The following is a 23,153-nucleotide window of genomic DNA, read 5'->3' as shown; positions in this document are numbered from 1 at the left end:
TGGACGATCTCCACCCTGGCACATTCCACATTGATCAGTGAAATAGCTAGACTCGCTGAAGTTGATTGGAGGTGGCTATCAGTGGCCGCGACAGTGACCCCGCCCGGAAGGCCACGGCAGCCGAGCTTGTCCCAGCTCAAGGCGTTCGCCGCGGTCGCCGAGCATCTGCACTTCCGGGATGCGGCGGCCGCCATCGGGATGAGCCAGCCCGCCCTTTCGGGCGCCGTCGCCACGCTGGAGGACACGCTCGGAGTTCAGCTGCTCGAGCGTACGACCCGCAAGGTGCTGCTCAGCCCGGCGGGTGAACGGCTGGCCGCGCGCGCACGCTCCGTACTCGCCGAGGTCGGTGCGCTGCTGGAGGAGGCCGAGGCGGCGCGGGCGCCGTTCACCGGTGTGCTGCGGCTCGGGGTGATCCCGACCGTGGCCCCGTATCTGCTGCCGACCGTGCTGCGGCTGGTGCGCGAGCAGTATCCGCGCCTGGACCTGCAGGTGCACGAGGAGCAGACCGCCTCGCTGCTGGACGGGCTCGCCCAGGGGCGGCTGGACCTGCTGCTGCTCGCGGTCCCCCTCGGTGCCCCGGGGGTGGTGGAACTGCCGCTGTTCGACGAGGACTTCGTCCTGGTCACGCCGCGGAACCACTGGCTGGGCGGGCGTACGGACATACCGCGCGAGGCGCTGGGCGAACTGGATCTGCTGCTGCTGGACGAGGGCCACTGCCTGCGCGACCAGGCCCTGGACATCTGCCGCGAGGCCGGCCGCACCGAGGGCGCCCCGGTGACCACGACCGCCGCCGGACTCTCCACGCTGGTGCAGCTCGTCGGCGGCGGGCTCGGGGTGACGCTGCTGCCGCGTACCGCGCTACGGGTCGAGACCGGCCGCAACGACGAGCTGGCCACCGGCGACTTCGCCGACCCGGCCCCCACCCGCCGTGTCGCCCTGGCCATGCGCGCCGGGGCCGCGCGGGCGGAGGAGTTCGAGGAGCTGGCGGCGACGCTGCGCGAGGCGGTGCGTCCGCTGCCGGTGCGGGTCGCGGGCTGACGCGGGGCGCACGCCACGCGGCTCGCATGCCGACGCGCCGTCGCGGCGGGGATTCCTCCCCGCCGCGACGGCGCATTCCGGTTCCCCCCGCCGGGGCTACTCGGTCCGCAGCCCCTCCGGGCGCATCATGCGCCACAGCGGAGGCAGGCTGGCCAGCGTCACCAGGACGATGACGCCCGCGCCGATGCCGGTCATCGTGAGGAGCCCGGCCCAGTCCACGGCCATTCCCTCATCGACCATCTTCAGCAGCAGGACGCCCAGGCCCAGCCCGCCCGCTACCGACAGCGCGAGACCCAGTACCACCGGGACCGCGGTCTGCCACAGGATGGACCAGCTCAGTGTGGAGCGCCGGGTGCCGAAGGCGACCAGGACGGACAGCAGCCGCTTGCGGTCCCGCAGTTGCTCCAGGGTGGTCACGATCATGCTGGCCCCGATGAGCAGCAGCGTCGCGGTGGCGCCGATGAACAGCGACGTGCGGATCGTCTGGAATGCGGCCGACTGCGACGAGCTGGTGAGCGTGATCACGTCCATCGCCGGGTCGATCGCCACGCTGGCGTTGCGCACGTACTCGTTGGCGTCCGGCACCTTCGGGTCCATGCGCATCATGGCCACCGCCTGCGGGTCGGTCAGCTTCGTGACGTCGAAGGCACCGGGAGTGGCGAAGATGCCGGAGCGGTAGGCGCCCGTCGGGTCCTTCCTGGGCTTCGCCGCCGTGGCCGAGCGGGGGATCGTCCACAGCTTCCGCTTGCCGGACGTGGGCATGCCGTCGTCGTCGGAGCTCAGATTGACCTGCGCGCCCGGTTTCAGGAAGGGGCTGTCGGGGTCCGCGTAGGCCACTGTCCCTTCGGCCTCCGCGTCGGCCGGTGGTTCGCCGATGATGAAGACATCGCCGTCCCGGCAGCTCTTGAGGTGGGCCAGCTCGCGCAGCGCGGGGCATCCGGCGACGGTGAGGGCGCCGGTCGGGATGTCGGCCGGGTCCTTCGCCTCGCTGCGCGCGTCGGAGACGAAGTCCTGGGTGATCCCGAGCACGCTGCGCACGCCCTTGGCCGCGCCGAGCCGGGCGAAGGCGTCGCGGGCCTGGGCGCCGTTGTCCACGTTCATGCTCATCATCAGCTGGGCGCGGTTCGGGTCCTGGTCCGTCTCCTCGGTGCTACGGGCCTGCACGCTCGCGAAGAGCATCTGGAGCGCGATGGCCCCCGCGACCGCCACCGTGATGCCGCTGACCGCGCGCGCCGCGGTGCCGCTGCTGAGCTGGAGCCGCCGGGTGGCGAGCTGCCAGGGCACCGGGCCCTTGCCGAAGCGCTCCACGACGGACTCGACCAGCCACGGCAGCAGCGCGGTGATGCCGATGAGGAGCAGCACGGCACCGGCCGCTGCCTGGTACGCCTGGGCCTCGCCGGTCGTACTGCTCGACCCGAAGCCGCCCGCGAGCGGGGCCAGCATCCCGACGCCGAGGACCGGCAGCAGCAGCCGCCACCACAGCCTCCGCCGCCTGGGGGTGGCTTCCCGTACGACGCCCAGCGGTTCGATGGCGATGGCGCGCAGGGCGATGAGCGTGACGGCGACGGCCGAGGCGGGCACGGCCAGCGCGATCACCAGGGCGAGCGGGAGGGAGGGCGTGATGTCGGAGGTGAAGAAGCTGAGGTTCATCATCGAGGCACCGCCGACGGCCTCCCGCAGCAGCAGGAAGAGCGCGGTGCCGACCGCGAGCCCGAGGACCGAGCCGAAGAGCGACTCGCCCGCGGCGATGCGCCGGGTCATGTGGATGTCGGCGCCGACCAGCCGCAGCGCGGCCAGTCTCCGGTCGCGCCGCTCGCCGCCGAAGCGGGCGGCGGTGGCGATGAAGATGAGCACCGGCAGCAGCAGCACCACACAGACTATGACCACCAGCAGCACCAGCGCGGGATCCAGCCCGTCCCCGCTGGTGTCCGTGGCACCCCAGGTGGCGAGGTGGTAGCTGGAGGGGACGCTGTCGAACTGCTTCGGGGTGATCCCCGCGTAGTAGCGCAGCTCGGTGGGGCCGGTCAGTCCGCTGTCGCCGATCACCCCGGCGGTGCGGTACGGGAAACGGTCCCGGAGCAGCTTGCCCTCGTCGGAGGCGAGCAGCTTCTTCAGCGCGGGGGAGACATACATCTCCCCGGCGGCCGGAAGGCCGCTGATGCCCGGCGGATGGGGCGGACGGTCGCCGTCGGGCGCCATCACCATGCCCGAGATGTCCATGTCGCGGAAGTCGGTGTCCGCCTGGGAGACGTGGACCGTGCCGGGGCCCGGCTCCGGCTCCTCCCCGAAGCCGTAGGCGGCGATGGCGTTGTCCCGTTCGGTGCGCGCGGCGTCCATGGTGGGGACGCAGGCGGCGAACAGCAGCAGGGTGACGCCGAGGCCCACCCCGACCGCCGTCATGATCGTCCGGGCCCAGCTCTCCCGCCCTCCGCTGACCGCGAACCGCCCGCCCATGGCGAGGTCCGCGGCCCAGCGGGCGACGCCGACGCGGCGCGGCGGCACGGGGGGCGGGGGCGGGGGCGAGGGCGGTGCGGCCGTCAGGGTCGCCCGGCCGGAGTGGCCGCCGTCCGGGCCGGTGGGGCCCTCGTGCGGGCCGCTCATCGGGCACCCGCCATGTCCCGCGCCTTGCCGTCGCGCACGATGACCTCGCGGTCGGAGTACGCGGCGACCCGCGCCTCATGGGTGACCAGGACGACCGCCGTACGGGTCTCCCGGGCCGCCTCGGTCAGCAGCTCCATCACCCGCTCCCCGTTGAGGGAGTCCAGCGCGCCGGTCGGCTCGTCGGCGAACAGCACCCGCGGCCCGGTGACCAGCGAACGGGCGACCGCGACGCGCTGCCCCTGACCGCCGGAGACCTCACCGGGCCGCTTGGCCGCCACATCGGCGACCTCCAGCCGCTCCATCCAGGACAGCGCCCGCGCCTCGGCCTCCTTGCGCTTGACCCCGTTCAGCCGCAGCGGCAGCGCGACGTTCTCCACACTGGTCAGCTCGGGGACGAGCTGGCCGAACTGGAAGACGAAGCCGAACTCGCCGCGGCGCAGGCTGCTGCGCTCGGCGTCCGACATGGCGGACAGCTCGCGCCCGCTGTAGTGGACCGCGCCGGAGTCCGGCCGGACGATCCCGGCCAGGCAGTGCAGCAGCGTCGACTTGCCGGAGCCGGAGGGGCCCATCACGGCGACGACCTCGCCGGGGTGGATGGAGAAGTCCGCGCCGTCCAGCGCGGGGGTGGGACCGTACGACTTGTGCAGGCCGTCGGCTATCAGCAGGGATCCCGCCGGAGTCATGAACGCACCGCCTTGGCGAGTGGGGCGAGGCGGGCCGCGGTGAGCTCAAGCCAGCGCAGATCGGCCTCGAGGTGGAAGAGGGCGTGGTCGCAGATGAGTTGGTCGCTCAGGTCGCCGCCGCGCTTGCGCTGCGTCAGCTCGCGCATCAGCCGCAGGTGCTCCGAGCGCTGGACGTCGAGCAGATCGGCGGCGTCGCGCCCGGTGAGCAGCGCGAGGACGACCTTGGTGTAGAGGACCGACTGGAGGTACGGCTCGGGCTTCTCGGGCTGCGCGAGCCAGTGCTCCACATCGGTGATGCCCGCGTCGGTGATCGCGTAGCGCTTGCGCTCGGGGCCGCCCGCGTGCTCGATGCCGTCGACCTCGACGAGGCCGTTCTTCAGGAGCCGGGACATGGTCGAGTAGACCTGTCCGTAGTGCAGTGGGCGGTCGTGCCCGAACTTCTCGTCGAAGGCGCGCTTGAGGTCGTAGCCGTGTCGTGGACCGGACTCCAGAAGTCCGAGCAGGGTGTGACCGATTGACATGCACGGCACTCTACACGATGCGTATACATCGCGTGTATAGATGCCGTGAGTAGTGTGTTGTCGCAGGTCACAGGCTTGCTGTGGGTTACGGTGCGGTCCGGCCCCCGGTTTCGTCGTCCTCGGCCCCGTCCCCGCCCGCCGCGCGCGGCGGGCGGCCGCGGCGGGGGATCGGGCGGGCCGTGCCGGGCAGCCGGCCCGCGTCGAAAAGCGCCTTGCGCAGCAGGAACTCGATCTGCGCGTTGGCGCTGCGCAGCTCCTCGCCCGCCCACCGGGCGAGGGCGTCGTAGACCGCCGGGTCGAGCCGCAGCAGCGTCTGCTTGCGCTGCCGCCGCGGCTGCCGGCCGGCCGCGCCCTCCTCCTCTTGCTCCGTCACTGGTAGAGCGTGCCGGTGTTGAGGACGGGCTGCGGGGCGCGGTCCCCGCACAGCACCACCATCAGATTGCTGACCATCGCCGCCTTGCGCTCCTCGTCCAGCTCCACGATCTGCTCCTCGGTGATCCGGGCCAGCGCCGCCTCGACCATGCCGACCGCGCCGTCCACGATCTGCCGCCGGGCGGCGACCACCGCGCCCGCCTGCTGCCGCTGGAGCATCGCGGAGGCGATCTCCGGGGCGTACGCGAGATGGGTGAAGCGCGACTCGATGATGCGGACCCCGGCCGCCTCGACCCGGGCGTGCAGCTCGATCGCGAGCTTCTCGGTGATCTCCTCGGCGTTGCCGCGCAGCGACAGGCCGTTCTCGTCATGGGCGTCGTACGGGTACTCGATGGCGATGTGGCGCACGGCCGCCTCGGTCTGGGTGGCGACGAACTCCAGGAAGTCGTCCACCTCGAACATCGCCTGCGCGGTGTCCTCGACCTTCCAGACCACGACGGCGGCCAGCTCGATCGGGTTGCCGTAGGCGTCGTTGACCTTGAGTACCGCGGTCTCGTGGTTGCGCACCCGGGTGGAGATCTTCTCCCGGCTGGTCAGCGGGTTCACCCAGCGCAGCCCGTCGGTGCGGATGGTGCCGCGGTAGCGGCCGAAGAGCTGGACGACCCGGGCCTCGCCCGGCGCGACCATGTTCAGCCCGCACATCGTGATGATCGCGGTGAGGATCACCACGATCCCGGCGACGATCAGCGTCGTGGATCCGGCGCCCTCGTGCTCGGCGGCGACGGCGGCCCCGGCGAGGATCAGCCCGACCCCGGCGACCAGCCCGGCCAGGCCCAGCAGCAGGGCGAGGCCGCCGCTGATGTTCCGGGCGGGCCGCTCCCGTACCTGTGGCTCGGGGATGGCCGGTATGTCGGCGGTGGGGGCGGTGGTGTCGGTCATGGGGTCCCCGTTCCTGCTTCGTGGATGCTGTCTAGCAAAGTGATAACACATTTATCTCCCCGTGCAACCCCCGGCCGCCCTGGGCTGTCAGTTCCCGTGAGGGACGTGCTCTTTGTCACGTACGGAAAAAGCTTGATCGATGAGTATGTGCCGGTTGATGCGGTGCTAGCTTCATGAGCTGGGCTGGGGGGGCGGGTATGGACTGGAGCGGCGGGAGAGATGGGTAGAGCGGACGAGCGGCGGGCGCGTCAGAAGGGCGCACGCAGAGCCAAGAAGGCCGCCAAACAGGGGGGCATACGCAGGTTCTTCACCTGGAAGATGGTGCTGGCCTACTTCGTCGGGCTGGGCGCCCTCGCCGTCGGGGCGTTCGCCATCCTGTACTTCAGCGTGAACGTTCCCCCGGCCAACGCCGAGGCGAGGGCGGAAGCCAACATCTACAAGTACAGCGACGGCTCGGTCATGGCGAAGGAGGGCAGCGTCAACCGCGAGTCGGTGTCACTGTCCAAGATCCCCAAGAAGGTGCAGCACACCTTCGTCGCCGCCGAGAACAAGGACTTCTACACCGACTCCGGTGTGTCCTTCTCCGGCACCGCGCGCGGTCTGATCAACACCGCCCTCGGCCGGGGCAAGCAGGGTGGCTCGACCATCACCCAGCAGTTCGTCAAGAACTACTACCTGAGCCAGGAGCAGACGGTCAGCCGTAAGCTCAAGGAGCTGGTGATCTCCCTCAAGGTGGACCAGGACAAGTCCAAGGACTACATCCTCCAGGGCTACATCAACACCAGCTACTACGGCCGCGGCGCCTACGGCATCCAGGCCGCCGCCCGCGCGTACTACGGCAAGGACGTCGAGAAGCTGACGGTCGCGCAGGGCGCCTACCTCGCGGCACTGCTCCAGGCCCCCAGCCAGTACGACTATTCAACGGCGGGTCCCAACGGCAAAAGGCTGGTCGTGGCCCGCTGGAACTACATCCTCGACAACATGGTCGAGAAGGACTGGCTGTCCAAGAGCGAGCGCGACGGGCTGAAGTTCGACAAGCCCATCGCACCCCGCCCCATCCCCGGGCTCGATGGCCAGACCGGCTACGTGATCGAGGCGGCCAAGAAGGAGCTGTACAAGGCGGGGGTGAGCGAGAGCGAGGTCCAGGCCGGCGGCTGGACGATCACCCTCAACATCGACAAGAAGAAGCAGAAGGCGCTGGAGAAGGCGGTCCGCACCGAGCTGACCGACAAGCTGGACCCGAAGAAGCGCCAGGTCGACAAGGATGCCCAGGTCGGCGCCGTCTCGGTGGACCCCAAGACCGGCGGCATCGTGGCGATGTACGGCGGCGCGGGCTACACCGAGCACTACACCAACAACGCGACCCGCTCCGACTACCAGCCCGCCTCCACCTTCAAGCCCCTCATCCTGGCCTCGGCCTACGAGAACGGCTCGACCACCCAGAGCGGCACGCCGATCACGTCCAAGACCCTCTACGACGGCACCAGCAGACGGCCGGTCAAGGGCAGCGACACCGCCTTCGCCCCGCCGAACGAGGACAACAAGTCCTACGGCCCGATCAACGTCCAGAAGGCGATGAACAAGTCGGTCAACTCCGTCTTCGCGCAGATGGCGGTGGACGTGGGACTGAGCAAGGTCAAGAACACCGCCATGGACCTCGGCATGGTCGGCGACGTGAAGAACGGCTTCGACGTGCGCCCCGCGATGTCGCTGGGCGTGATGGGCGCCAGCCCCAAGGAGATGGCCGGGGTCTACGCGACCCTCGACAACCACGGCAAGAAGGTCACCCCGGCGTTCGTGAAGTCGGCCCAGAAGGGCGAGGAGCAGCAGGCCGATCTGCCGGACCCGACCAACGGCCAGGCGATCAGCCGTGGCGCGGCCGACTCCGTCACCCAGGTGCTCACCGGTGTGGTCGACGACGGCACCGGCCAGGCCGTGCGCACCAAGGGCCAGGAGATGGCGGGCAAGACCGGCACCTCGGACGACAACAAGTCCGCCTGGTTCACCGGTTACACCCCCGACCTGGTGACCTCGGTCGGCATGTTCGGCGAGAGGGAGGGCAAGGGCACGCAGGTCTCGCTCAAGGGCACGGCCGGCGGCGGCCGGGTCAACGGTGGTGACTTCCCGGCCAGGATCTGGTCCGCGTACATGGGGAGCACCCTGAACGGCTCCTCGACCACGAAGTTCGACCTGGACACCGAGCTGAACAACGTCGCGCCGACCACACCGTCCGCGACGGAGTCCGAGGAAAGCCCGAGCACGTCCCCGACGCCCACGGATGACGAGAGCCCGACCTCGACCGAGAGCCCGACCGCGGACGCCACGCCCACCGCCCCGACCACGCCCGCGACGCCGTCGACCCCGCCGTCCACGCCGTCTTCCCCGCCGGCGTCGCTGCCCACCTCGCCGATCCCTCCGCCGGGCAACGAGAACGGCGGGGGCGAGCAGGGCCAGGGCCTGGGCTGACCACCCGGCCCGACGGAGACGCCCCGAGCCGCCCGGCACCTTCCCGCACGGAAGGTGCCGGGCGGCTCAGTTCGGCATGGCCAGTTCGAACCAGACGACCTTGCCCGTGGACAGCCGGGTCGCACCCCACCGGCGGGCCATCCGGTTGACCAGGTACAGCCCGCGGCCGCCCTCGTCGGAGGGCCGGGCCTGGCGCAGCCGGGGCAGCTGCGGCACGTCGTCGCCGACCTCGCAGCGCAGCACGTCGGTGCGCAGCAGGCGCAGGGTGATGGGCCGCTCCGCGTACCGTACGGCGTTGGTGACCACCTCGCTGACCAGCAGCTCCACCGCGTCCGTCAGGTCTTCCAGGTCCCAGCGGGTCAGCGCCCGGCGGGCCAGGCGGCGGGCCTGTCCGGCGGTCTGGGCCTTGGGGTCCAGGAACCAGTACGCGACGTCGCTGGGCGCGATGCCCTCGAAGCGGGCCGCGAGGAGCGCCACGTCGTCGTCGCGGTCGCCGGGCCCGAGCATGTCCAGCACCTCGTCGCACAGCGGCTCCAGCGGCGGCGGGTTGGGGCCGGTGAGCCGGGCGGTGGCGGTCAGCCGCTCGCGCAGCTGCTCGATCCCGGTCCACACGTCGCGCATCCGCGACTCGACCAGGCCGTCGGTGTAGAGCATGAGGGTGGCCCCGGCGGGCGCGTCCAGTTCGACTGCCTCGAAGTCGACGCCGCCGACCCCGATCGGCGCCCCCGGCGGCACCCGCAGCACCTCGGCGCGGCCGCCGCGGTGCAGCAGCAGGGGCGGCGGGTGGCCCGCGTTGGCGACCATGATGCGGTGCGCGACGGGGTCGTAGACCGCGTACAGGCAGGTGGCCATGCGGTCGGTGCCGAGCCGCTGGGCCTGCTCGTCGAGGTGGTGCAGCACCTCCTGCGGCGGCAGGTCGAGCCCGGCCAGGGTCTGCGCGGTCGTGCGCAGCTGGCCCATGATCGCGGCCGAGGTCATGGAGTGGCCCATCACGTCGCCGACCACCAGCGCCACCCGGTTGCCGGGCAGCGGGATCGCGTCGTACCAGTCGCCGCCGACCCGGGCGGTCTCGGCCGCGGGCAGATAGCGGCTGGCCAGCCGGACGCCGGTGGGCTGGGGCAGCGAGTCGGGCAGCATGGTGCGCTGCAGCTCGTCCGCGATGTAGACCTCGCGCCCGTACAGCACCGCCTTGTCGACGCCGAGCGCGGTGTGGGTGGCCAGCTGGGCGGCGACCAGCAGATCGTCCGGTTCGAACGGCGGCCGGTCCGGGCGGCGTACGAACACGGCCGCGCCGATCACCCGGCGGCGGCCGCGCAGCGGGGCCAGCACGGTGCGCTGGCCGGTCGCCACCGACGGCCCCTCGCCGAGGAGTTCGGGCAGCGCGGCGCGGGCGGCCTGCGAGTCGCCGAACACCGGCCGCACCCCGCGCAACACCTCGGCCAGCGGACCGCCCGCCTCCACCTCGCACAGCTCGGCGGCGGGTCCGCCGCCCACGGCGGGCGCCAGATCGGGCTGCGAGGACATCAGCGGCAGCCGCCCGCTCTCGGTGTCCGGGTCCAGCGGGATCCGGTCGGTACGGCGCAGCCGCAGCACCACCGGGCCGACCGGGCGCTCGTCGCCGACCGGCAGCGGATCGCGCAGATAGACCAGGATCGCGTCGGCGAAGGTGGGCACGGTGGCCCGGCACAGGCCGAGCACGATCTCGTCGAGGTCGATGCCGCGCGCGATGCGCCGCGTCGCCGCCCCGACGAACCGCAGCCGGTCCCCGCTCCGGTCCCGCACGGCGGCGGTGCTGTCGGCGCCGGGCGCGGTCGAGGGCGGTACGGCGGGCATCCCGCCCTCGGGGGTGGTGTACGCGACCTCACCGGCGGCCGCGGCCGTGCCCGCCGACGTGCCCCCGTCCGGCTGCGCCGGGGCCGGGTGCTCGCCCGCCGTGGTGCTGGGGGCGTCGTCCCGGGCCCCGGGTCGGCTCGCCGCGCCTGAAGCGGCATTGCGGTCCGCGTCCCACACAGGCTCGCCCTCCGGTGTGCCGTGCTCCGGCTGCTCGCTCTGCGCCGTGCTCCGGCGCTGCGTCCCGTCACCGGCGCGCTTGGTCCCTCCGCCGCGGCGCCCGGGCCGTGGCCGGGCGTCTCCCCCGGCGCCGTCCGGCTCCGGGTCCGGGGCGCCGCCGGGGCCCGGGGCGGCCGACGGGCCGTCCGCGGGGAAGGCGGGACGCGGCCGGCCGCCGCCCGGCTCCTGGCCGGGGGCTGCCGTCTGCCGCACGGCGGTCCGCGGGTCCGGGACCGCGCCGTGCGCGTCCTCGGGCATGCCCGAGGCGGCGGCAGGGGTGGTGGCCTGTCGCCTGTTGTGGGGGGTGGGGTGCTCCGTCACGCGTGGGTTTCCATCCGTCCGGGGCCGTGCGCCCCCGTCTCGTCGGGGGCGCACCGAGTGTCAGGCACGTCGTCGGCAGTTCAGATAGAGCTGGATCTCGGGTGGTACGTCCGTGCTGGCCGGGGCGTACGCGTGCGAGTCCTCCCCGGCGATCTCGAAGCCCGCATCGGTCACGACCTGTCGAAGTTCTTCCCGCAGATAACCCGATACCCGGACCGAGTTGCCGAGGAACGGGATGGCGAAGTCGTCGACGTCCGCCTCGACCATGGCGAGTCCCAGCAGTCCTCCGGGTCTCAGCACGGCGTGCAGGGCGCGCAGGGCGTACGGGATCTCCGGGCGGGGCAGCAGCAGCAGCGAGAAGTAGGCGGCGATGCCGTCGAAGGGGCCGAGTTCCCGGGATCCCCCGGGGCCGTACCGGCCGCCGACTCTGAGGTCGACGATGTCCACTTGGTGGAATTCGGCGTCCGGGACGTTGTCCCGGGCCAGCTTCAGCATCCCCGGTGAGATGTCGATGCCCGTCACCCGGTGTCCGGCCTCCGTCAGCTGACGGGCCGTGGGCAGTCCCGTACCGCAGCCGACGTCGAGCACGCGGGAACCGGGCGGCAGCGTGTCGGCCAGCCATTGACCGGCCGCGACCTGGCCTTCCTTATGGGGGAAGGCGTCGTCGTACCGGTCGCCTATGGCGTCGAACGCCTCTGCCTGACCGCTGCGGTCGAGCGCCAGGCGGTCGAAGTCCTCATAGCCCGCATAGCCGTCGCCGTAGTCGTCCTCACCGCTCACGACTCCCGCCCCTCCTGTGACATTGCGTCAGATCATGCGCATCGTCCGTGAGTTGCGCCTATGTCTTGTTTCCCGCATGTGCAGTGTTCCGGACGACGATCCTACGTTTGAAACACGGGGACACAACAAGAGGTTCAGGACCTCGAGTGCGCCGACGTACGCCCCCTGTCGATACGGTCCCAGTCCGCCGGGAGGACGGGGACCGTCCACGACGGGTCCGGGCGCCACTCCTCCCACCCCTCCCGGAACGGAGCGTCCCAGGAGTCGATGAGCCGCACGGCGGCCCGGCCCGCCGCCCGCACCCGCTCGGCCTGCTCACCGGGCATCAGACCGGCCCGCTGCGCCTGCGCGAACTCGTCCTCGTCCTTCCATTCCCAGCTCCGGTCCGGGTAGACCGCGATGTCCAGGAAGTGGTCCTCGGAGTCCACCCCGCCGCTCCAGCGGGCCAGCGGCTCCTCCAGGTTCACGTACCAGTTCTTGAAGCGCCAGTCACGCTCCCAGAACAGCCACACCGACCAGGGGTCGCCGGGCCGGGCGAGCTTGAGCACCCCGGTGCCGAACCACTGGGACAGCGCGGTGACGCGCGGCTTGGTGTAGCGCGTGGACAGCGGCTCGCGGTGCACCTGCGTACCGTCCGCGAGCTGCGGCTTCACACACGCCGTGCCGGGTGCCAGCCAGACGGCCAGTAACTCGGAGGAGTCCCGGACGACGGTCACCGGACGGCAGATGTGAATGGCGTCGGAGGCGTTGGCCCGATAACGCCAGAGGATGTGATCCCCCGGCGCCCATCGGGCGCCGCCCGCCATGCCCCTCGTCTCCGCGATGTCCGCTGTCATGAGCAGATCTTAGGTGCGACGGGGCCGCCGTGCCGTGACCTATGCCGCACGCACAGTACAACAGGGGCTTACGGACGCGTCATGCGCAGCACGTCCAGCGCCTCGTCCAACTGCTCCCGGGTCAGCAGCCCGCGCTCCACATAGCCCGACTCCAGCACCACCTCGCGGATGGTCTTCCGCTCGGCCAGGGACTTCTTGGCGACCTTCGCCGCCTCCTCGTAGCCGAGGTAGCGGCCCAGTGGCGTGACGACGGACGGCGAGGACTCGGCGTACTCCCGGGCCCGCTCCGCGTTGGCCGTGATCCCGTCGATCGTGCGGTCGGCCAGCAGCCGGGAGGCGCTGGTCAGCAGCCGGATCGATTCCAGCAGATTCTTGGCGATCACCGGGAGCATCACGTTCAGTTCGAAGTTCCCGGCGGCCCCGGCCATGGCGACGGTCGCGTCGTTGCCGGTGACTTGGGCCGCGACCATCAGGACGGCCTCGGGGATCACCGGGTTGACCTTCCCCGGCATGATCGACGAGCCGGGCTGCAGATCGGGCAGCGCGATCTCGGCGAGACCGGTGCGCGGGCCCGATGCCATCCAGCGCAGATCGTTGGCGATCTTGGTGAGGCCGACCGCGATGGTCCGCAGCTGACCGGACGTCTCCACCAGCCCGTCCCGCGCTCCCTGCGCCTCGAAGTGGTTCCGGGCCTCGGTCAGCGGCAGCCCGGTGGCCCGGGCCAGCTCGGCGATGACCGCGGCCGGGAAACCGGGCGGGGTGTTGATGCCGGTGCCCACGGCGGTGCCGCCCAGCGGCAGTTCCGCCAGCCGGGGAAGCGCGGCGCGCAGCCGCTCCACCCCGTACCGCACCTGCGCCGCGTAGCCGCCGAACTCCTGGCCCAGCGTCACCGGGGTCGCGTCCATCAGATGGGTGCGCCCTGCCTTCACCACCTCGGCGAACTCGGCCTCCTTGCGCTCCAGCGCCTCCGCCAGGTGCTCCAGCGCCGGGATGAGGTCGGCGGTGACGGCCGCGGTGGCGGCGACGTGGATGGAGGACGGGAAGACGTCGTTGGACGACTGGCTCGCGTTCACATGGTCGTTGGGGTGCACCGGGCGGCCCAGCCGCTCGGTCGCGAGGGTGGCCAGCACCTCGTTGGTGTTCATGTTGGACGAGGTGCCGGAGCCGGTCTGGAACACGTCCACCGGGAAGTGCTCGTCCCAGCGGCCCTCGGCGACCTCCACGGCCGCCTCCGCGATCGCCGCCGCCATGTCGGTCTCCACCACGCCCAGCTCGGCGTTGACCGCGGCCGCCGCGGCCTTGATCCGGGCCAGCGCCTCGATGTGCGCCCGCTCCAGGCGCTGCCCGCTGACGGGGAAGTTCTCCACCGCGCGCTGGGTCTGCGCCCGCCACTTGGCGTGCGCCGGCACCCGCACCTCACCCATGGAGTCGTGCTCGGTCCGGTAGCTCTCTTCGGTCATCAGGACACCTCCGTGCACGACAGCGTTGTCTTTCCCCGCCGTCTTCCCGCACCGCCGCAGACCGAGCGGTGAGGTGGGTCACCGTACGGCCTCCGGGGCGCGCGGGGCCTCCACCTCACCGGTGCGCTTGAGCTTCTGCCAGGGCAGCAGGGCGCCGGTGGCGGCCGTCACGCACGAATGCAGCAGCACCAGGTACATCAGCTGGCGGTAGACGATCTGCTGGAGCGGCAGTACGGCCAGCACCCGGTACCGCTCGCCGTCCAGCCGGAAGGCGTACGCCGCGCCCAGCAGCTGCACCAGCAGCAGCGCGCCCCACGCCGTGAGCGACCGCACCGGGTCCACGAAGATCACCCCGTACAGCGTGAACAGGTCGATCAGCGGCGCGAACAGCGGGGTGAGGATCTGGAAGAGCACCACCAGCGGCAGCCCCACCCGGCCGAACCGCCCCGAGGGCCCCCGGTCGATTAGCGCGCGGCGGTGCTTCCACAGCGCCTGCATGGTGCCGTAGCTCCACCGGTAGCGCTGCTTCCACAGCTGGCCCAGGGTGCCCGGCGCCTCGGTCCAGGCGCGGGCGTGCTCCTGGTACACCACCTGCCACCCGGCCCGGTGCAGCGCGATGGTGATGTCGGTGTCCTCGGCCAGGGTGTCGGCGCTCATGCCCCCGGCGTCCAGCAGCGCGCGGCGGCGGAAGGCGCCGATCGCGCCGGGGATGGTGGGCATGCAGCGCAGCAGGTCGTACATCCGCCGGTCGAGGTTGAAGCCCATCACGTACTCGATGTGCTGCCAGACGCCGATCAGCCGATGGCGGTTGCCGACCTTGGCGTTGCCCGCGACCGCGCCGACCCGGGAGTCGGCGAAGGGGCGGACCAGCTCCCGGATGGTGGTGGGCTCGAACACGGTGTCGCCGTCCATCATCACGATCAGCTCGTGGCGGGCGTTCGCGATGCCGTTGTTCAGCGCGGCGGGCTTGCCCGCGTTCGGCTGCCGCAGCACCCGTACGTGGGGCAGCCCCATCGCCTCCACGATGTCCCCCGTGCCGTCGGTCGAGCCGTCGTCCACCACCACGATCTCGGCCGGATGGGTGGAGGCGGCCAGCGAGTTCAGGGTGTGGGCGATGCACTCCTTCTCGTTGTACGCGGGCACGATGACGCTCACCGGGTCGCCCACCTCCTGCACCAGGGTGTAGCGCCGCCGGTCCCGGGTGCGGCGGTGCCACCAGGCCAGGCCCAGCATCAGCAGCAGCCGGCCGGACACCGCGAAGCCGACGACCCCCAGCAGCCCGATGAGCACCGGCAGCGCGTACTGGGTGGCCAGCGCGGCCCAGATCAGCGTCCGGCCCTCCCACACCCGCAGGGCGGGGGCCGGGTGGTTGGCGCTCTTGGCGCCGAGCGCGCCGGTGATGGTGGTGAAGGAGTAGCCGCGCGCCGCCATCCGGTGGATGTAGCGCTCCAGGGCCTTCACGGTCCGCGAGCGGTTGCCGCCCGCGTCGTGGAAGAGCACCGACGCGCCCTTCGTGCCGCGCGGGGTGGCGTTCTGGACGATCTCCTTGACCGGGGGCCGCCGCCAGTCCTCGCTGTCGGTGTCCACGAACGCGCTGACATAGCCCTCGGCGCCCACATGCCGCTGGACCGGCCAGGTGCGGTCGTCCAGCGCGGAGACCTCCGAGGCGTACGGCGCCCGGAACAGCGAACTGGTGACACCCGCCGCGCCCGCCAGCGCCAGTTGGGACTGGGCCAGTTCGCGGTTCATCCGCTGCCTGTCCTGGTAGGACAGGTCGACATGGGAGAAGGTGTGCACCCCGACCTCATGGCCGGCGGCCACCATCCGGCGCACCAGCCCCGGATGGCGCACCACCATCTGGCCCAGCACGAAGAACGTCCCCGGCACGTGGTGCTCGCGCAGCACGGCCAGGATCTCCGGGGTCCAGCGCGGGTCCGGTCCGTCGTCGAAGGTCAGCGCGATGGTCTTGGCGGGGATGGGGTGTTCGGTCGCCTTCCCCTTCCGGTCGAAGGTGATGACCGGGCCGCCGCTGCGCAGCCGCTCGGGCACGGTGCGGTACGAATGCGCGGCGTGCACCCGGGCGTCGTTGCCGATCTCGGCGTACAGATAGCCGTCCAGCAGCAGGGCGCACACCAGCGCGAGGAGCGTGGCCAGGGCGAAGGCCATCCGGGTGCGGGACGTCCGGGACGTCCGGGACGTGCGGAGCTTGCGGGACGTGTGGAGCTTGCGGGACTTGGCCGGCCTGCCGGAGTGTGTCCTTCCGGGCGTCTTCTTGCCGGTTGTCGGGAGTCTGCGGCCGCGTGGCCGTGGCAGCTTCGGCGGTCTGCCGCCGCTCATGACACCCCGTCGCGGAACGACGTGAGCGACTGCCAGTCGATGCCCGCGGGCATGGCCGGCCCCCATCCCGCGGTCCCGGGCTCGTTCACCGGGGGGTCGGCCTGGCCGTTGCCGGGGTTCTGGGGGCGGCCGGGGCCCGGAGCGGCGGGCTTGGCGGGCTTGGCGGGCTTCGCGGCCGGGGGCTTCTTCACCGGGTCGGGCGCCGGGCCCACCGGCTTCCGGGACGGCTTGTGGGACGGCTTGTGGGACGCCGGGCGCCCGGGTGAGGAGGCGGGCTTGTGGTGCCGCGCGTGATGCGGCGCATGGCCCGGCCGGTGGGCCGCGGACCGCCGATGCCGCGGGGCGTGGTGCGCGCCCGGTCCGTGGCCGGAGCGCGCGGGGTGCGCCGCGCGCGCGGGCCGCGCGTCACGCGCCGGGGACGCGCGGTGCGGCTGGGGCGGCGCGGGGCGGGCGAGCGCGGTGGGCTTCCGGGCGCTCGCGGGGCGTACGTCCGCGGGGGAGTGCGGCCGGGGGCGGTCCGGGCCGCTTGCCGGGGCGTACCGGTCTCCCGACGGGTGCTCACGCACGCCGGAACGCCCGCCGACGTGCCCCTCCGGGGCGCTCCTCGGCTCCCGGCGGAACGCCTCGGTGGTGATGGGGTGACCCGGGATCAGCGTCTTGGGCGCGATGGCCGTACCGCCCGCGAAACCCACCCCGAGGACCGCCGAATAGCCGAAGCAGACGGCTCCCGCGAGCGCGCCCGCGTGCCGTACCAGCCGGCCGCGGCGCCCGGAGAGGTCCACGAACACGGGCCCCTTCCCGGCCACGTCGGAGCGGACGGGACGCGAGGGCGCACGCTCGGCCACATCTGACTGAGGATCCATGCGTCAGAGGCTAATCCAGAAAATACGACATACAACCTATGTGTCAAACATGCGGTGTGTCATAGTCCATCACTTTTCATTGGATGTGCGAGGTTTGCGGAGAGGTCGGCCGGAAGCCCTCCGGCCCCGGCCCTCACCTCCCCACCCCCTTCAGACCGGAGCGGAAGGAAGAGCGCGTGCGATTGAAGGCCAGCCCCCGCATGAGCGGAATCGCCATGGCCGGAGCCGTGCTCTGCGCCACCGTCGCCGTCTGGGCGGGCAGCGAGCAGCCGTCCGAGCCGCAGCGGGCGGCCTCGCCCGCCGCCCCCCGCCCGGCGGCGCCGCCCCCCGCCGACTTCGTGCCGTACGTCAGCGCCTGGGCCGGCTCGCGCTACGACATGCCCGCCGCGGCGGCGCGCGGCATCAAGGAATTCACCCTGGGCTTCGTCGTATCGGGTGACGGCTGCGCCCCGGCGTGGGACAGCGGCATCCCGTTCGACGACCCGGCGCTGACGGCCCGTATCGAGGCCACCCGGCGGGCCGGCGGCGACGTACGGATCTCCTTCGGCGGCGCCGACGGCACGGAGCTGGCGACGGCCTGCGAGGACGCCTCGCAACTCGCCGCCGCGTACACCGAGGTGATCGAGCGTTACGGGATCATCCGGGCCGACTTCGACATCGAGGGCGACGCCCTCGACGACGCGGCCGCCACCGCCCGCCGGGCCCAGGCCATCGCCCTCGTCCAGCGCACCCACGAGGGGCTGAACGTCTCCTTCACGCTGCCCGCCATGCCGGACGGGCTGACGCCGGCGGCACTCTCCCAGCTGACCGCGGCCCGGCAGGAGGGCGTCACCGTCTCGTCGGTCAACGTCATGGCCATGAACTACAGCGGCGACCACACGGGCGACATGGGCCAGTACGCCATCCAGGCGGCCACCGCCGCCCATGAGAAGGTCCGCGGGGTGCTCGGGCTGTCCGACGCCGCCGCGTGGAAGACCCTCGCCGTGACGCCGATGATCGGGGTCAACGACGTGACCGGCGAGGTCTTCACGCTGGAGGACGCGGCCGGACTCGCCCGCTTCGCGGCCCGCAAGGGCATCGGACGGCTGTCGATGTGGTCGGCGGAACGAGACCGCCCGTGCGCCCCCGAGGGTGCCGGTGCCGACGACACCGGCAGCGGCACGGACTCCGGTACGGACGCCGATACGGGCTCCGGTACGGGCGACTCCGGCGCCGCGGCCCCCGAACAACCCGCCGCCACCGCCCCCAGCACCTCCTGCAGTGGCATCCCCCAGCGCCTGGGCGCCTTCGAGGCGGCCCTGTCCGGCTGACGGCCGACAGGCGGACAGGCCGACGGCCCCGGCTCCGGAAGCCGGGGCCGTCACAGGCGGCGGGTGCCGGTCAGGCGCCGGGGCGGACCGGGATGCTGCTGACGAACGGCTGCGAGGGACCCGGATCCGTGAAGAAGTCGTTCCCCTTGTCGTCCACCACGATGAACGCAGGGAAGTCCTCCACCTCGATCTTCCAGACCGCCTCCATGCCCAGCTCCTCGTACTCCAGGACCTCGACCTTCTTGATGCAGTCCTGCGCCAGCCGCGCCGCCGGGCCGCCGATCGAGCCCAGGTAGAAGCCGCCGTGCGCGTCGCACGCCTGGGTGACCTGCTTCGAGCGGTTGCCCTTGGCCAGCATCACGAACGAGCCGCCCGCCGCCTGGAACTGCTCCACGTACGCGTCCATCCGGCCCGCCGTGGTCGGGCCGAACGAGCCCGAGGCGTAGCCCTCCGGCGTCTTGGCCGGGCCCGCGTAGTAGACGGCGTGGTCGCGCAGGTACTGCGGCATCTCCTCGCCCGCGTCCAGCCGCTCCTTGATCTTCGCGTGAGCGATGTCACGGGCGACGACCAGCGGGCCGGTGAGCGAGAGCCGCGTCTTGACCGGGTGCTTGGTCAGCTCGGCCCGGATCTCGTCCATCGGCCGGTTCAGGTCGATCCGTACGACGTCGCTCTCGTCCAGGTTCTCGTCCGTCGTCTCGGGCAGGAAGCGCGCCGGGTCGGTCTCCAGCTGCTCCAGGAAGACGCCCTCCGGCGTGATCTTCGCGAGCGCCTGGCGGTCGGCCGAGCAGGACACGGCGATCGCGACCGGGCAGGACGCGCCGTGCCGCGGCAGCCGCACGACCCGTACGTCGTGGCAGAAGTACTTGCCGCCGAACTGCGCGCCGATCCCGATCTTCTGCGTCAGCTCGAAGACCTTCTCCTCCAGCTCCTTGTCCCGGAAGCCGTGACCGGTCGGGGAGCCTTCGGCGGGCAGCTCGTCCAGGTAGTGCGCGGAGGCGTACTTCGCGGTCTTCAGCGCGTACTCGGCGCTGGTGCCGCCGACCACGATCGCCAGGTGGTACGGCGGGCACGCGGAGGTGCCCAGCGAACGGATCTTCTCCTCCAGGAACTTCATCATCGATGCCTCGTTCAGCACCGCCTTCGTCTCCTGGTAGAGGAAGGACTTGTTCGCCGAGCCGCCGCCCTTGGCCATGAAGAGGAACTTGTAGGCGCCGCCGTCGGTCGCGTACAGCTCGATCTGCGCGGGCAGGTTGGAACCGGTGTTCTTCTCGTCCCACATGGTCAGCGGGGCCATCTGGGAGTAGCGCAGGTTGAGCTTGGTGTACGCGTCGTACACGCCGCGCGACAGGGCCTCCTCGTCACCGCCTTCGGTGAGCACGTTCTGGCCGCGCTTGCCCATGACGATGGCGGTGCCGGTGTCCTGGCACATCGGCAGCACCCCGGCCGCCGCGATGTTGGCGTTCTTCAGCAGGTCCAGCGCCACGAAGCGGTCGTTCGGGCTGGCCTCGGGGTCGTCGAGGATGCGGCGCAGCTGGGCGAGGTGATCGGGGCGCAGGTAGTGCGAAATATCGTGCATCGCCTCGGCCGCGAGCTTGCGCAGCGCCTCCGGCTCGACCTTGAGGAAGGTGCGCCCGTCGGCCTCGAAAGTGCTCACGCCCTCGGAGGTCACCAGACGGTACGTCGTTCGGTCTTCTCCCAGGGGCAGCAGGTCCGAATAGGCGAACGCCGGGTGGGCTGGGTGGGAAGCGGCGGGCATCGCGGCCATTCCTTACTCGACGGGGGGCTATGGCTGACTTCGTCGACAGCGCGTGGACAAGCGTAGAACGAGGAGGGGGAGCGGCGGCGTGTGAGGTAAGGCTCACTAGGCCACCGCCCGCCGCCCGCCGCCCACGGCTCGCCGCCCCGCCGCAGACCCCTAGTCGCGATCTATCGCGTCTGGGTACGCTGAGCGGCGTGGATGAGCAGCAGCCGCAGCAGCCGGTCCCCCTGACCAAATCCGCCCCCGCCCCGGCACCCGCCCCGGCGCGCGTCGCGGAGGCGGAGATCCGCGCGTCCGACGCGGATCGGGACCGGATCGCGGACATCCTGCGGGAGGCCCTGGCCGAGGGGCGGCTCGAACCCGAGGAGCACGCCGAGCGGATCGACGCGGTCTACCGCGCCAAGACCCTCGGCGAGCTGGAGCCCCTGGTCCGGGACGTGCCCGTGGGCCGAGCCCCCGCCGCGGCGGGACCGCCCCCCGGCGCGGCGTCCGGCCCCGCCACAGGCCCGGAGAACCTGATCGCGGTCTTCGGCAGCGCCGTGCGCAAGGGCCGCTGGCGGCCCCGCCGCCGTACGCACGCCTTCGCGGTCTTCGGCGGCGTCGAGATCGACCTCACCGAGGCGGTCTTCCAGCAGCGGGAGATCGTCATCCAGGCGTGGGCCGTCTTCGGCGGGGTGGAGATCAGGGTCCCGGAGAACGTCTCGCTGCACGGTTCGGGCTCCGGCGTGTTCGGCGGCGTGGACATCGCGGAACAGGAGGCTCCGGACCCCGACGCGCCGGTGATCCGGGTCAGCGGATTCGCCCTCTTCGGCGGGATCGAGGCCAAGCCGAAGCGCGGGAAACGTGTGAAGAACCTGAGGTCATAAGGGCTGAACAGCCGCTGTGCATACGGAATTTCCGGGCAGGACAACCGTGTGCATAAGCGTGCGCACAGCGGGTAAGGCTTGGTGCATCGTCTTCTCGCGCGGCTGATGGGGGTGCACTGGGGGCCGTGGGGCGGGAGACGGGCAAGGGTGAACACCGGAGCCTTCGTCAGGAGTAGACCGTGCTGCAACCGCATCAGCCCCTGCTGGACGCCGCCGTGCCCCCGCAGCGCATCCCCGCTCGGGAACAGGCCGGCCCCTGGCACTCGGAGGCGGTGTGCCGCCGGGATGAGGCCGGGCTGTTCTTCGCTCCTTCCAAGGAGCCCACGGCTGCCCGGTTGTCGCGGGAAGAGGCCGCCAAGCGCGTCTGCGCGCGCTGCCCGGTCATGGTCGAGTGCCGGGAGCACGCGCTGCTCCAGCCCGAGCCGTACGGGGTGTGGGGCGGGCTGACCGCGGCCGAGCGCCGGGTGGTGCTGGCCCGCCGCCGACGCCGCGAGGCGGAACTGCAGCGTGCCGTGCGCGTCGCCGCCGCCGGGTGAACCCTCCGGGTCGCCGGCCGGGCCCCGCCGTGCGGCGGAGTCCGGCCCGTGGCGTACATACGGCCCTGGCGTACGTACGGCCCTGGCGGACGCCCGAGCGTCAGAGGGCGTCCAGGGGGTGTCTTCCGGATCATGCCGGGCTCGCGGCCCTGGCACGCACGCTCGCCGCGGTGTCGTGGTCGCACGCACCAGATCCCGCTCCCTGAACCGGCCTGATCGACAAGACTCCCCCTAGCGCGGGCGCTCGAAGTCGACCGAGGCGTAGGCGCGCAGCTTGGACAGCCGGTGGGTGGAGTCGATCTGCCGGATCGTCCCGGACTTGGACCGCATCACCAGCGACTGGGTGGTGGCGGTCTCCGCGCGGTACCGCACCCCGCGCAGCAGATCACCGTCGGTGATGCCGGTGGCGACGAAGAACACATTGTCGCCGCTGACCAGATCGTCGGTCTGGAGGACCTGGTCGAGGTCGTGGCCCGCGTCGACGGCCCGCTGCCGCTCCTCGTCGTCCTTCGGCCACAGCTTGGCCTGGATCGTGCCGCCGAGGCACTTGATCGCGCAGGCCGCGATGATGCCCTCCGGCGTGCCGCCGACGCCCAGCAGAAGATCCGCGCCGGTGCCCTCGCGCACCGCCATGATCGCACCGGCCACGTCGCCGTCGGAGATGAACTTGATCCGGGCGCCCGCCTCCCGGATCTCCTGCACCAGGCCCTCGTGGCGGGGGCGGTCCAGGACCACCACGGTGACGTCCTCGGGGCTGGACTTCTTCGCCTTCGCGATCCGCCGGATGTTCACCCCGGGCGGCGCGGTGATGTCCACGAACTCGGCGGCGTCGGGGCCGGTGACCAGCTTGTCCATGTAGAAGACGGCCGACGGGTCGAACATGGTGCCCCGCTCGGCGACGGCGAGCACGGAGACGGCGTTGGCCATGCCCTTGGCGGTCAGCGTGGTGCCGTCCACCGGGTCCACGGCCACATCGCACTCCGGACCGGTCCCGTCGCCGACGCGCTCCCCGTTGAAGAGCATCGGCGCCTCGTCCTTCTCGCCCTCCCCGATGACCACGACACCGTTCATCGACACGGTGTGGACGAGGGAGCGCATGGCCTTCACGGCGGCGCCGTCGGCGCCGTTCTTGTCGCCGCGGCCCACCCAGCGGCCGGATGCCATGGCCCCCGCCTCGGTGACCCTGACCAGCTCAAGGGCGAGGTTGCGGTCGGGAGCCGCGGGACTGACCTCGAGCTGGGACGGCAGATGATGCTCGGTCATCGGAGCGCACCTTTCTGTACGGCGACGAACCGGAAAGTGAGGGTGCTCATGACCTTATCCGTTCATTGCGAAAGTGAGCAGAGGACCCCACGCATGAGCACGGCCCTGTTGCCGGGTGCCGAGGGGCGATGAGGGACGATAGGGGGCGTGGCA

18 protein-coding genes are annotated in these 23,153 nt (G+C 71.8%); 5 read left to right on the top strand and 13 right to left on the bottom strand.

Annotated features, from left to right (window positions below):
• Window positions 1-81: 81 nt before the first annotated feature.
• A complete protein-coding gene (locus tag ASC60_RS08010; protein ID WP_079038250.1) occupies window positions 82-1,038 on the top strand; it encodes a hydrogen peroxide-inducible genes activator in 957 nt (318 codons plus the stop codon).
• Window positions 1,039-1,134: 96 nt separating this feature from the next.
• Here the strand turns inward: ASC60_RS08010 and ASC60_RS08005 are convergent, their stop codons facing one another.
• The 5 genes from ASC60_RS08005 to ASC60_RS07985 all read right to left on the bottom strand — a co-directional run bounded on the left by ASC60_RS08005 (window position 1,135) and on the right by ASC60_RS07985 (window position 6,154).
• Window positions 1,135-3,639 (bottom strand): FtsX-like permease family protein, encoded by a 2,505-nt coding sequence (locus tag ASC60_RS08005; RefSeq protein WP_079038249.1) that lies wholly within the window; start codon window positions 3,637-3,639, stop codon window positions 1,135-1,137.
• Window positions 3,636-4,322, bottom strand: a complete 687-nt coding sequence (locus tag ASC60_RS08000; protein ID WP_055548212.1) for an ABC transporter ATP-binding protein — start codon at window positions 4,320-4,322, stop codon at window positions 3,636-3,638. The genes ASC60_RS08005 and ASC60_RS08000 overlap by 4 nt, the downstream gene beginning before the upstream one ends.
• Window positions 4,319-4,843, bottom strand: a complete 525-nt coding sequence (locus ASC60_RS07995; protein WP_055548210.1) for a PadR family transcriptional regulator — start codon at window positions 4,841-4,843, stop codon at window positions 4,319-4,321. The genes ASC60_RS08000 and ASC60_RS07995 overlap by 4 nt, the downstream gene beginning before the upstream one ends.
• 85 nt (window positions 4,844-4,928) lie before the next feature.
• The gene (locus ASC60_RS07990; protein ID WP_055548208.1) at window positions 4,929-5,216 is read right to left on the bottom strand and encodes a hypothetical protein; all 288 of its coding nucleotides are present in this window, start codon (window positions 5,214-5,216) and stop codon (window positions 4,929-4,931) included.
• Window positions 5,213-6,154 carry an SPFH domain-containing protein gene (locus tag ASC60_RS07985; protein WP_055548206.1) on the bottom strand — a complete coding sequence of 314 codons (942 nt, stop codon included), beginning with the start codon at window positions 6,152-6,154 and terminating at the stop codon, window positions 5,213-5,215. The genes ASC60_RS07990 and ASC60_RS07985 overlap by 4 nt, the downstream gene beginning before the upstream one ends.
• A gap of 219 nt (window positions 6,155-6,373) precedes the next feature.
• Here ASC60_RS07985 and ASC60_RS07980 point away from each other — a divergent pair, with 219 nt between their 5' ends.
• On the top strand, window positions 6,374-8,620 hold the full coding sequence (locus ASC60_RS07980) for a transglycosylase domain-containing protein (protein ID WP_055548204.1): 2,247 nt from the start codon (window positions 6,374-6,376) through the stop codon (window positions 8,618-8,620).
• A 66-nt stretch (window positions 8,621-8,686) separates the two neighbouring features.
• On the opposite strand, the gene ASC60_RS07975 is transcribed toward ASC60_RS07980, so the two are convergent.
• The 6 genes from ASC60_RS07975 to ASC60_RS07950 all read right to left on the bottom strand — a co-directional run bounded on the left by ASC60_RS07975 (window position 8,687) and on the right by ASC60_RS07950 (window position 17,266).
• On the bottom strand, window positions 8,687-10,990 hold the full coding sequence (locus tag ASC60_RS07975; protein WP_055548202.1) for a SpoIIE family protein phosphatase: 2,304 nt from the start codon (window positions 10,988-10,990) through the stop codon (window positions 8,687-8,689).
• Between the two features lie 60 nt (window positions 10,991-11,050).
• Entirely contained in the window at window positions 11,051-11,770 is a 720-nt protein-coding gene (locus tag ASC60_RS07970) for a class I SAM-dependent methyltransferase (RefSeq protein ID WP_055548201.1), read from the bottom strand.
• Between the two features lie 134 nt (window positions 11,771-11,904).
• A complete protein-coding gene (locus tag ASC60_RS07965; RefSeq protein WP_055548199.1) occupies window positions 11,905-12,606 on the bottom strand; it encodes a DUF402 domain-containing protein in 702 nt (233 codons plus the stop codon).
• Between the two features lie 68 nt (window positions 12,607-12,674).
• Window positions 12,675-14,066: an aspartate ammonia-lyase gene (locus ASC60_RS07960; RefSeq protein WP_055548197.1), complete on the bottom strand. Its 1,392-nt coding sequence runs from the start codon at window positions 14,064-14,066 to the stop codon at window positions 12,675-12,677.
• Window positions 14,067-14,144: 78 nt separating this feature from the next.
• Window positions 14,145-16,403, bottom strand: a complete 2,259-nt coding sequence (locus ASC60_RS07955) for a bifunctional polysaccharide deacetylase/glycosyltransferase family 2 protein (protein WP_079038248.1) — start codon at window positions 16,401-16,403, stop codon at window positions 14,145-14,147.
• Window positions 16,400-17,266: a hypothetical protein gene (locus ASC60_RS07950; RefSeq protein WP_159043220.1), complete on the bottom strand. Its 867-nt coding sequence runs from the start codon at window positions 17,264-17,266 to the stop codon at window positions 16,400-16,402. The genes ASC60_RS07955 and ASC60_RS07950 overlap by 4 nt, the downstream gene beginning before the upstream one ends.
• A 176-nt stretch (window positions 17,267-17,442) precedes the next feature.
• Between ASC60_RS07950 and ASC60_RS43685 the strand changes: the two genes are divergently transcribed.
• Entirely contained in the window at window positions 17,443-18,576 is a 1,134-nt protein-coding gene (locus ASC60_RS43685) for a chitinase (RefSeq protein WP_267892781.1), read from the top strand.
• Between the two features lie 70 nt (window positions 18,577-18,646).
• Here ASC60_RS43685 and ASC60_RS07940 read toward each other — a convergent pair whose 3' ends face one another.
• A complete protein-coding gene (locus ASC60_RS07940) occupies window positions 18,647-20,332 on the bottom strand; it encodes a fumarate hydratase (RefSeq protein WP_055548190.1) in 1,686 nt (561 codons plus the stop codon).
• Between the two features lie 188 nt (window positions 20,333-20,520).
• Here ASC60_RS07940 and ASC60_RS07935 point away from each other — a divergent pair, with 188 nt between their 5' ends.
• On the top strand, window positions 20,521-21,201 hold the full coding sequence (locus tag ASC60_RS07935; protein ID WP_107097025.1) for a DUF1707 domain-containing protein: 681 nt from the start codon (window positions 20,521-20,523) through the stop codon (window positions 21,199-21,201).
• Window positions 21,202-21,380: 179 nt separating this feature from the next.
• The gene (locus ASC60_RS07930; protein ID WP_055548186.1) at window positions 21,381-21,737 is read left to right on the top strand and encodes a WhiB family transcriptional regulator; all 357 of its coding nucleotides are present in this window, start codon (window positions 21,381-21,383) and stop codon (window positions 21,735-21,737) included.
• Between the two features lie 231 nt (window positions 21,738-21,968).
• Here the strand turns inward: ASC60_RS07930 and glpX are convergent, their stop codons facing one another.
• Complete coding sequence (gene glpX / locus ASC60_RS07925; protein ID WP_055548184.1) at window positions 21,969-23,000, bottom strand: class II fructose-bisphosphatase; 1,032 nt, start codon at window positions 22,998-23,000, stop codon at window positions 21,969-21,971.
• Between the last annotated feature and the right edge of the window lie 153 nt (window positions 23,001-23,153).

Origin of the sequence: Streptomyces sp. NBRC 110028, from assembly GCF_001417735.1 — a bacterium.
Classification (GTDB): Bacteria; Actinomycetota; Actinomycetes; order Streptomycetales; family Streptomycetaceae; genus Streptomyces.
The sequence above is the reverse complement of the archived record's forward strand: the minus strand, read 5'-3'. Positions and strand labels throughout refer to the sequence as shown.

Coding starts and splice junctions, on each gene's coding strand:
- ASC60_RS07980 (WP_055548204.1), top strand. CDS start 6,374: ATGGGTAGAGCGGACGAGCGGCGGGCGCGTCAGAAGGGCGCACGCAGA.
- ASC60_RS07960 (WP_055548197.1), bottom strand. CDS start 14,066: ATGACCGAAGAGAGCTACCGGACCGAGCACGACTCCATGGGTGAGGTG.
- ASC60_RS07965 (WP_055548199.1), bottom strand. CDS start 12,606: ATGACAGCGGACATCGCGGAGACGAGGGGCATGGCGGGCGGCGCCCGA.
- ASC60_RS07955 (WP_079038248.1), bottom strand. CDS start 16,403: ATGAGCGGCGGCAGACCGCCGAAGCTGCCACGGCCACGCGGCCGCAGA.
- ASC60_RS08000 (WP_055548212.1), bottom strand. CDS start 4,322: ATGACTCCGGCGGGATCCCTGCTGATAGCCGACGGCCTGCACAAGTCG.
- ASC60_RS07950 (WP_159043220.1), bottom strand. CDS start 17,266: ATGGATCCTCAGTCAGATGTGGCCGAGCGTGCGCCCTCGCGTCCCGTC.
- ASC60_RS07940 (WP_055548190.1), bottom strand. CDS start 20,332: ATGCCCGCCGCTTCCCACCCAGCCCACCCGGCGTTCGCCTATTCGGAC.
- ASC60_RS07995 (WP_055548210.1), bottom strand. CDS start 4,843: ATGTCAATCGGTCACACCCTGCTCGGACTTCTGGAGTCCGGTCCACGA.
- ASC60_RS07985 (WP_055548206.1), bottom strand. CDS start 6,154: ATGACCGACACCACCGCCCCCACCGCCGACATACCGGCCATCCCCGAG.
- ASC60_RS08005 (WP_079038249.1), bottom strand. CDS start 3,639: ATGAGCGGCCCGCACGAGGGCCCCACCGGCCCGGACGGCGGCCACTCC.
- glpX (WP_055548184.1), bottom strand. CDS start 23,000: ATGACCGAGCATCATCTGCCGTCCCAGCTCGAGGTCAGTCCCGCGGCT.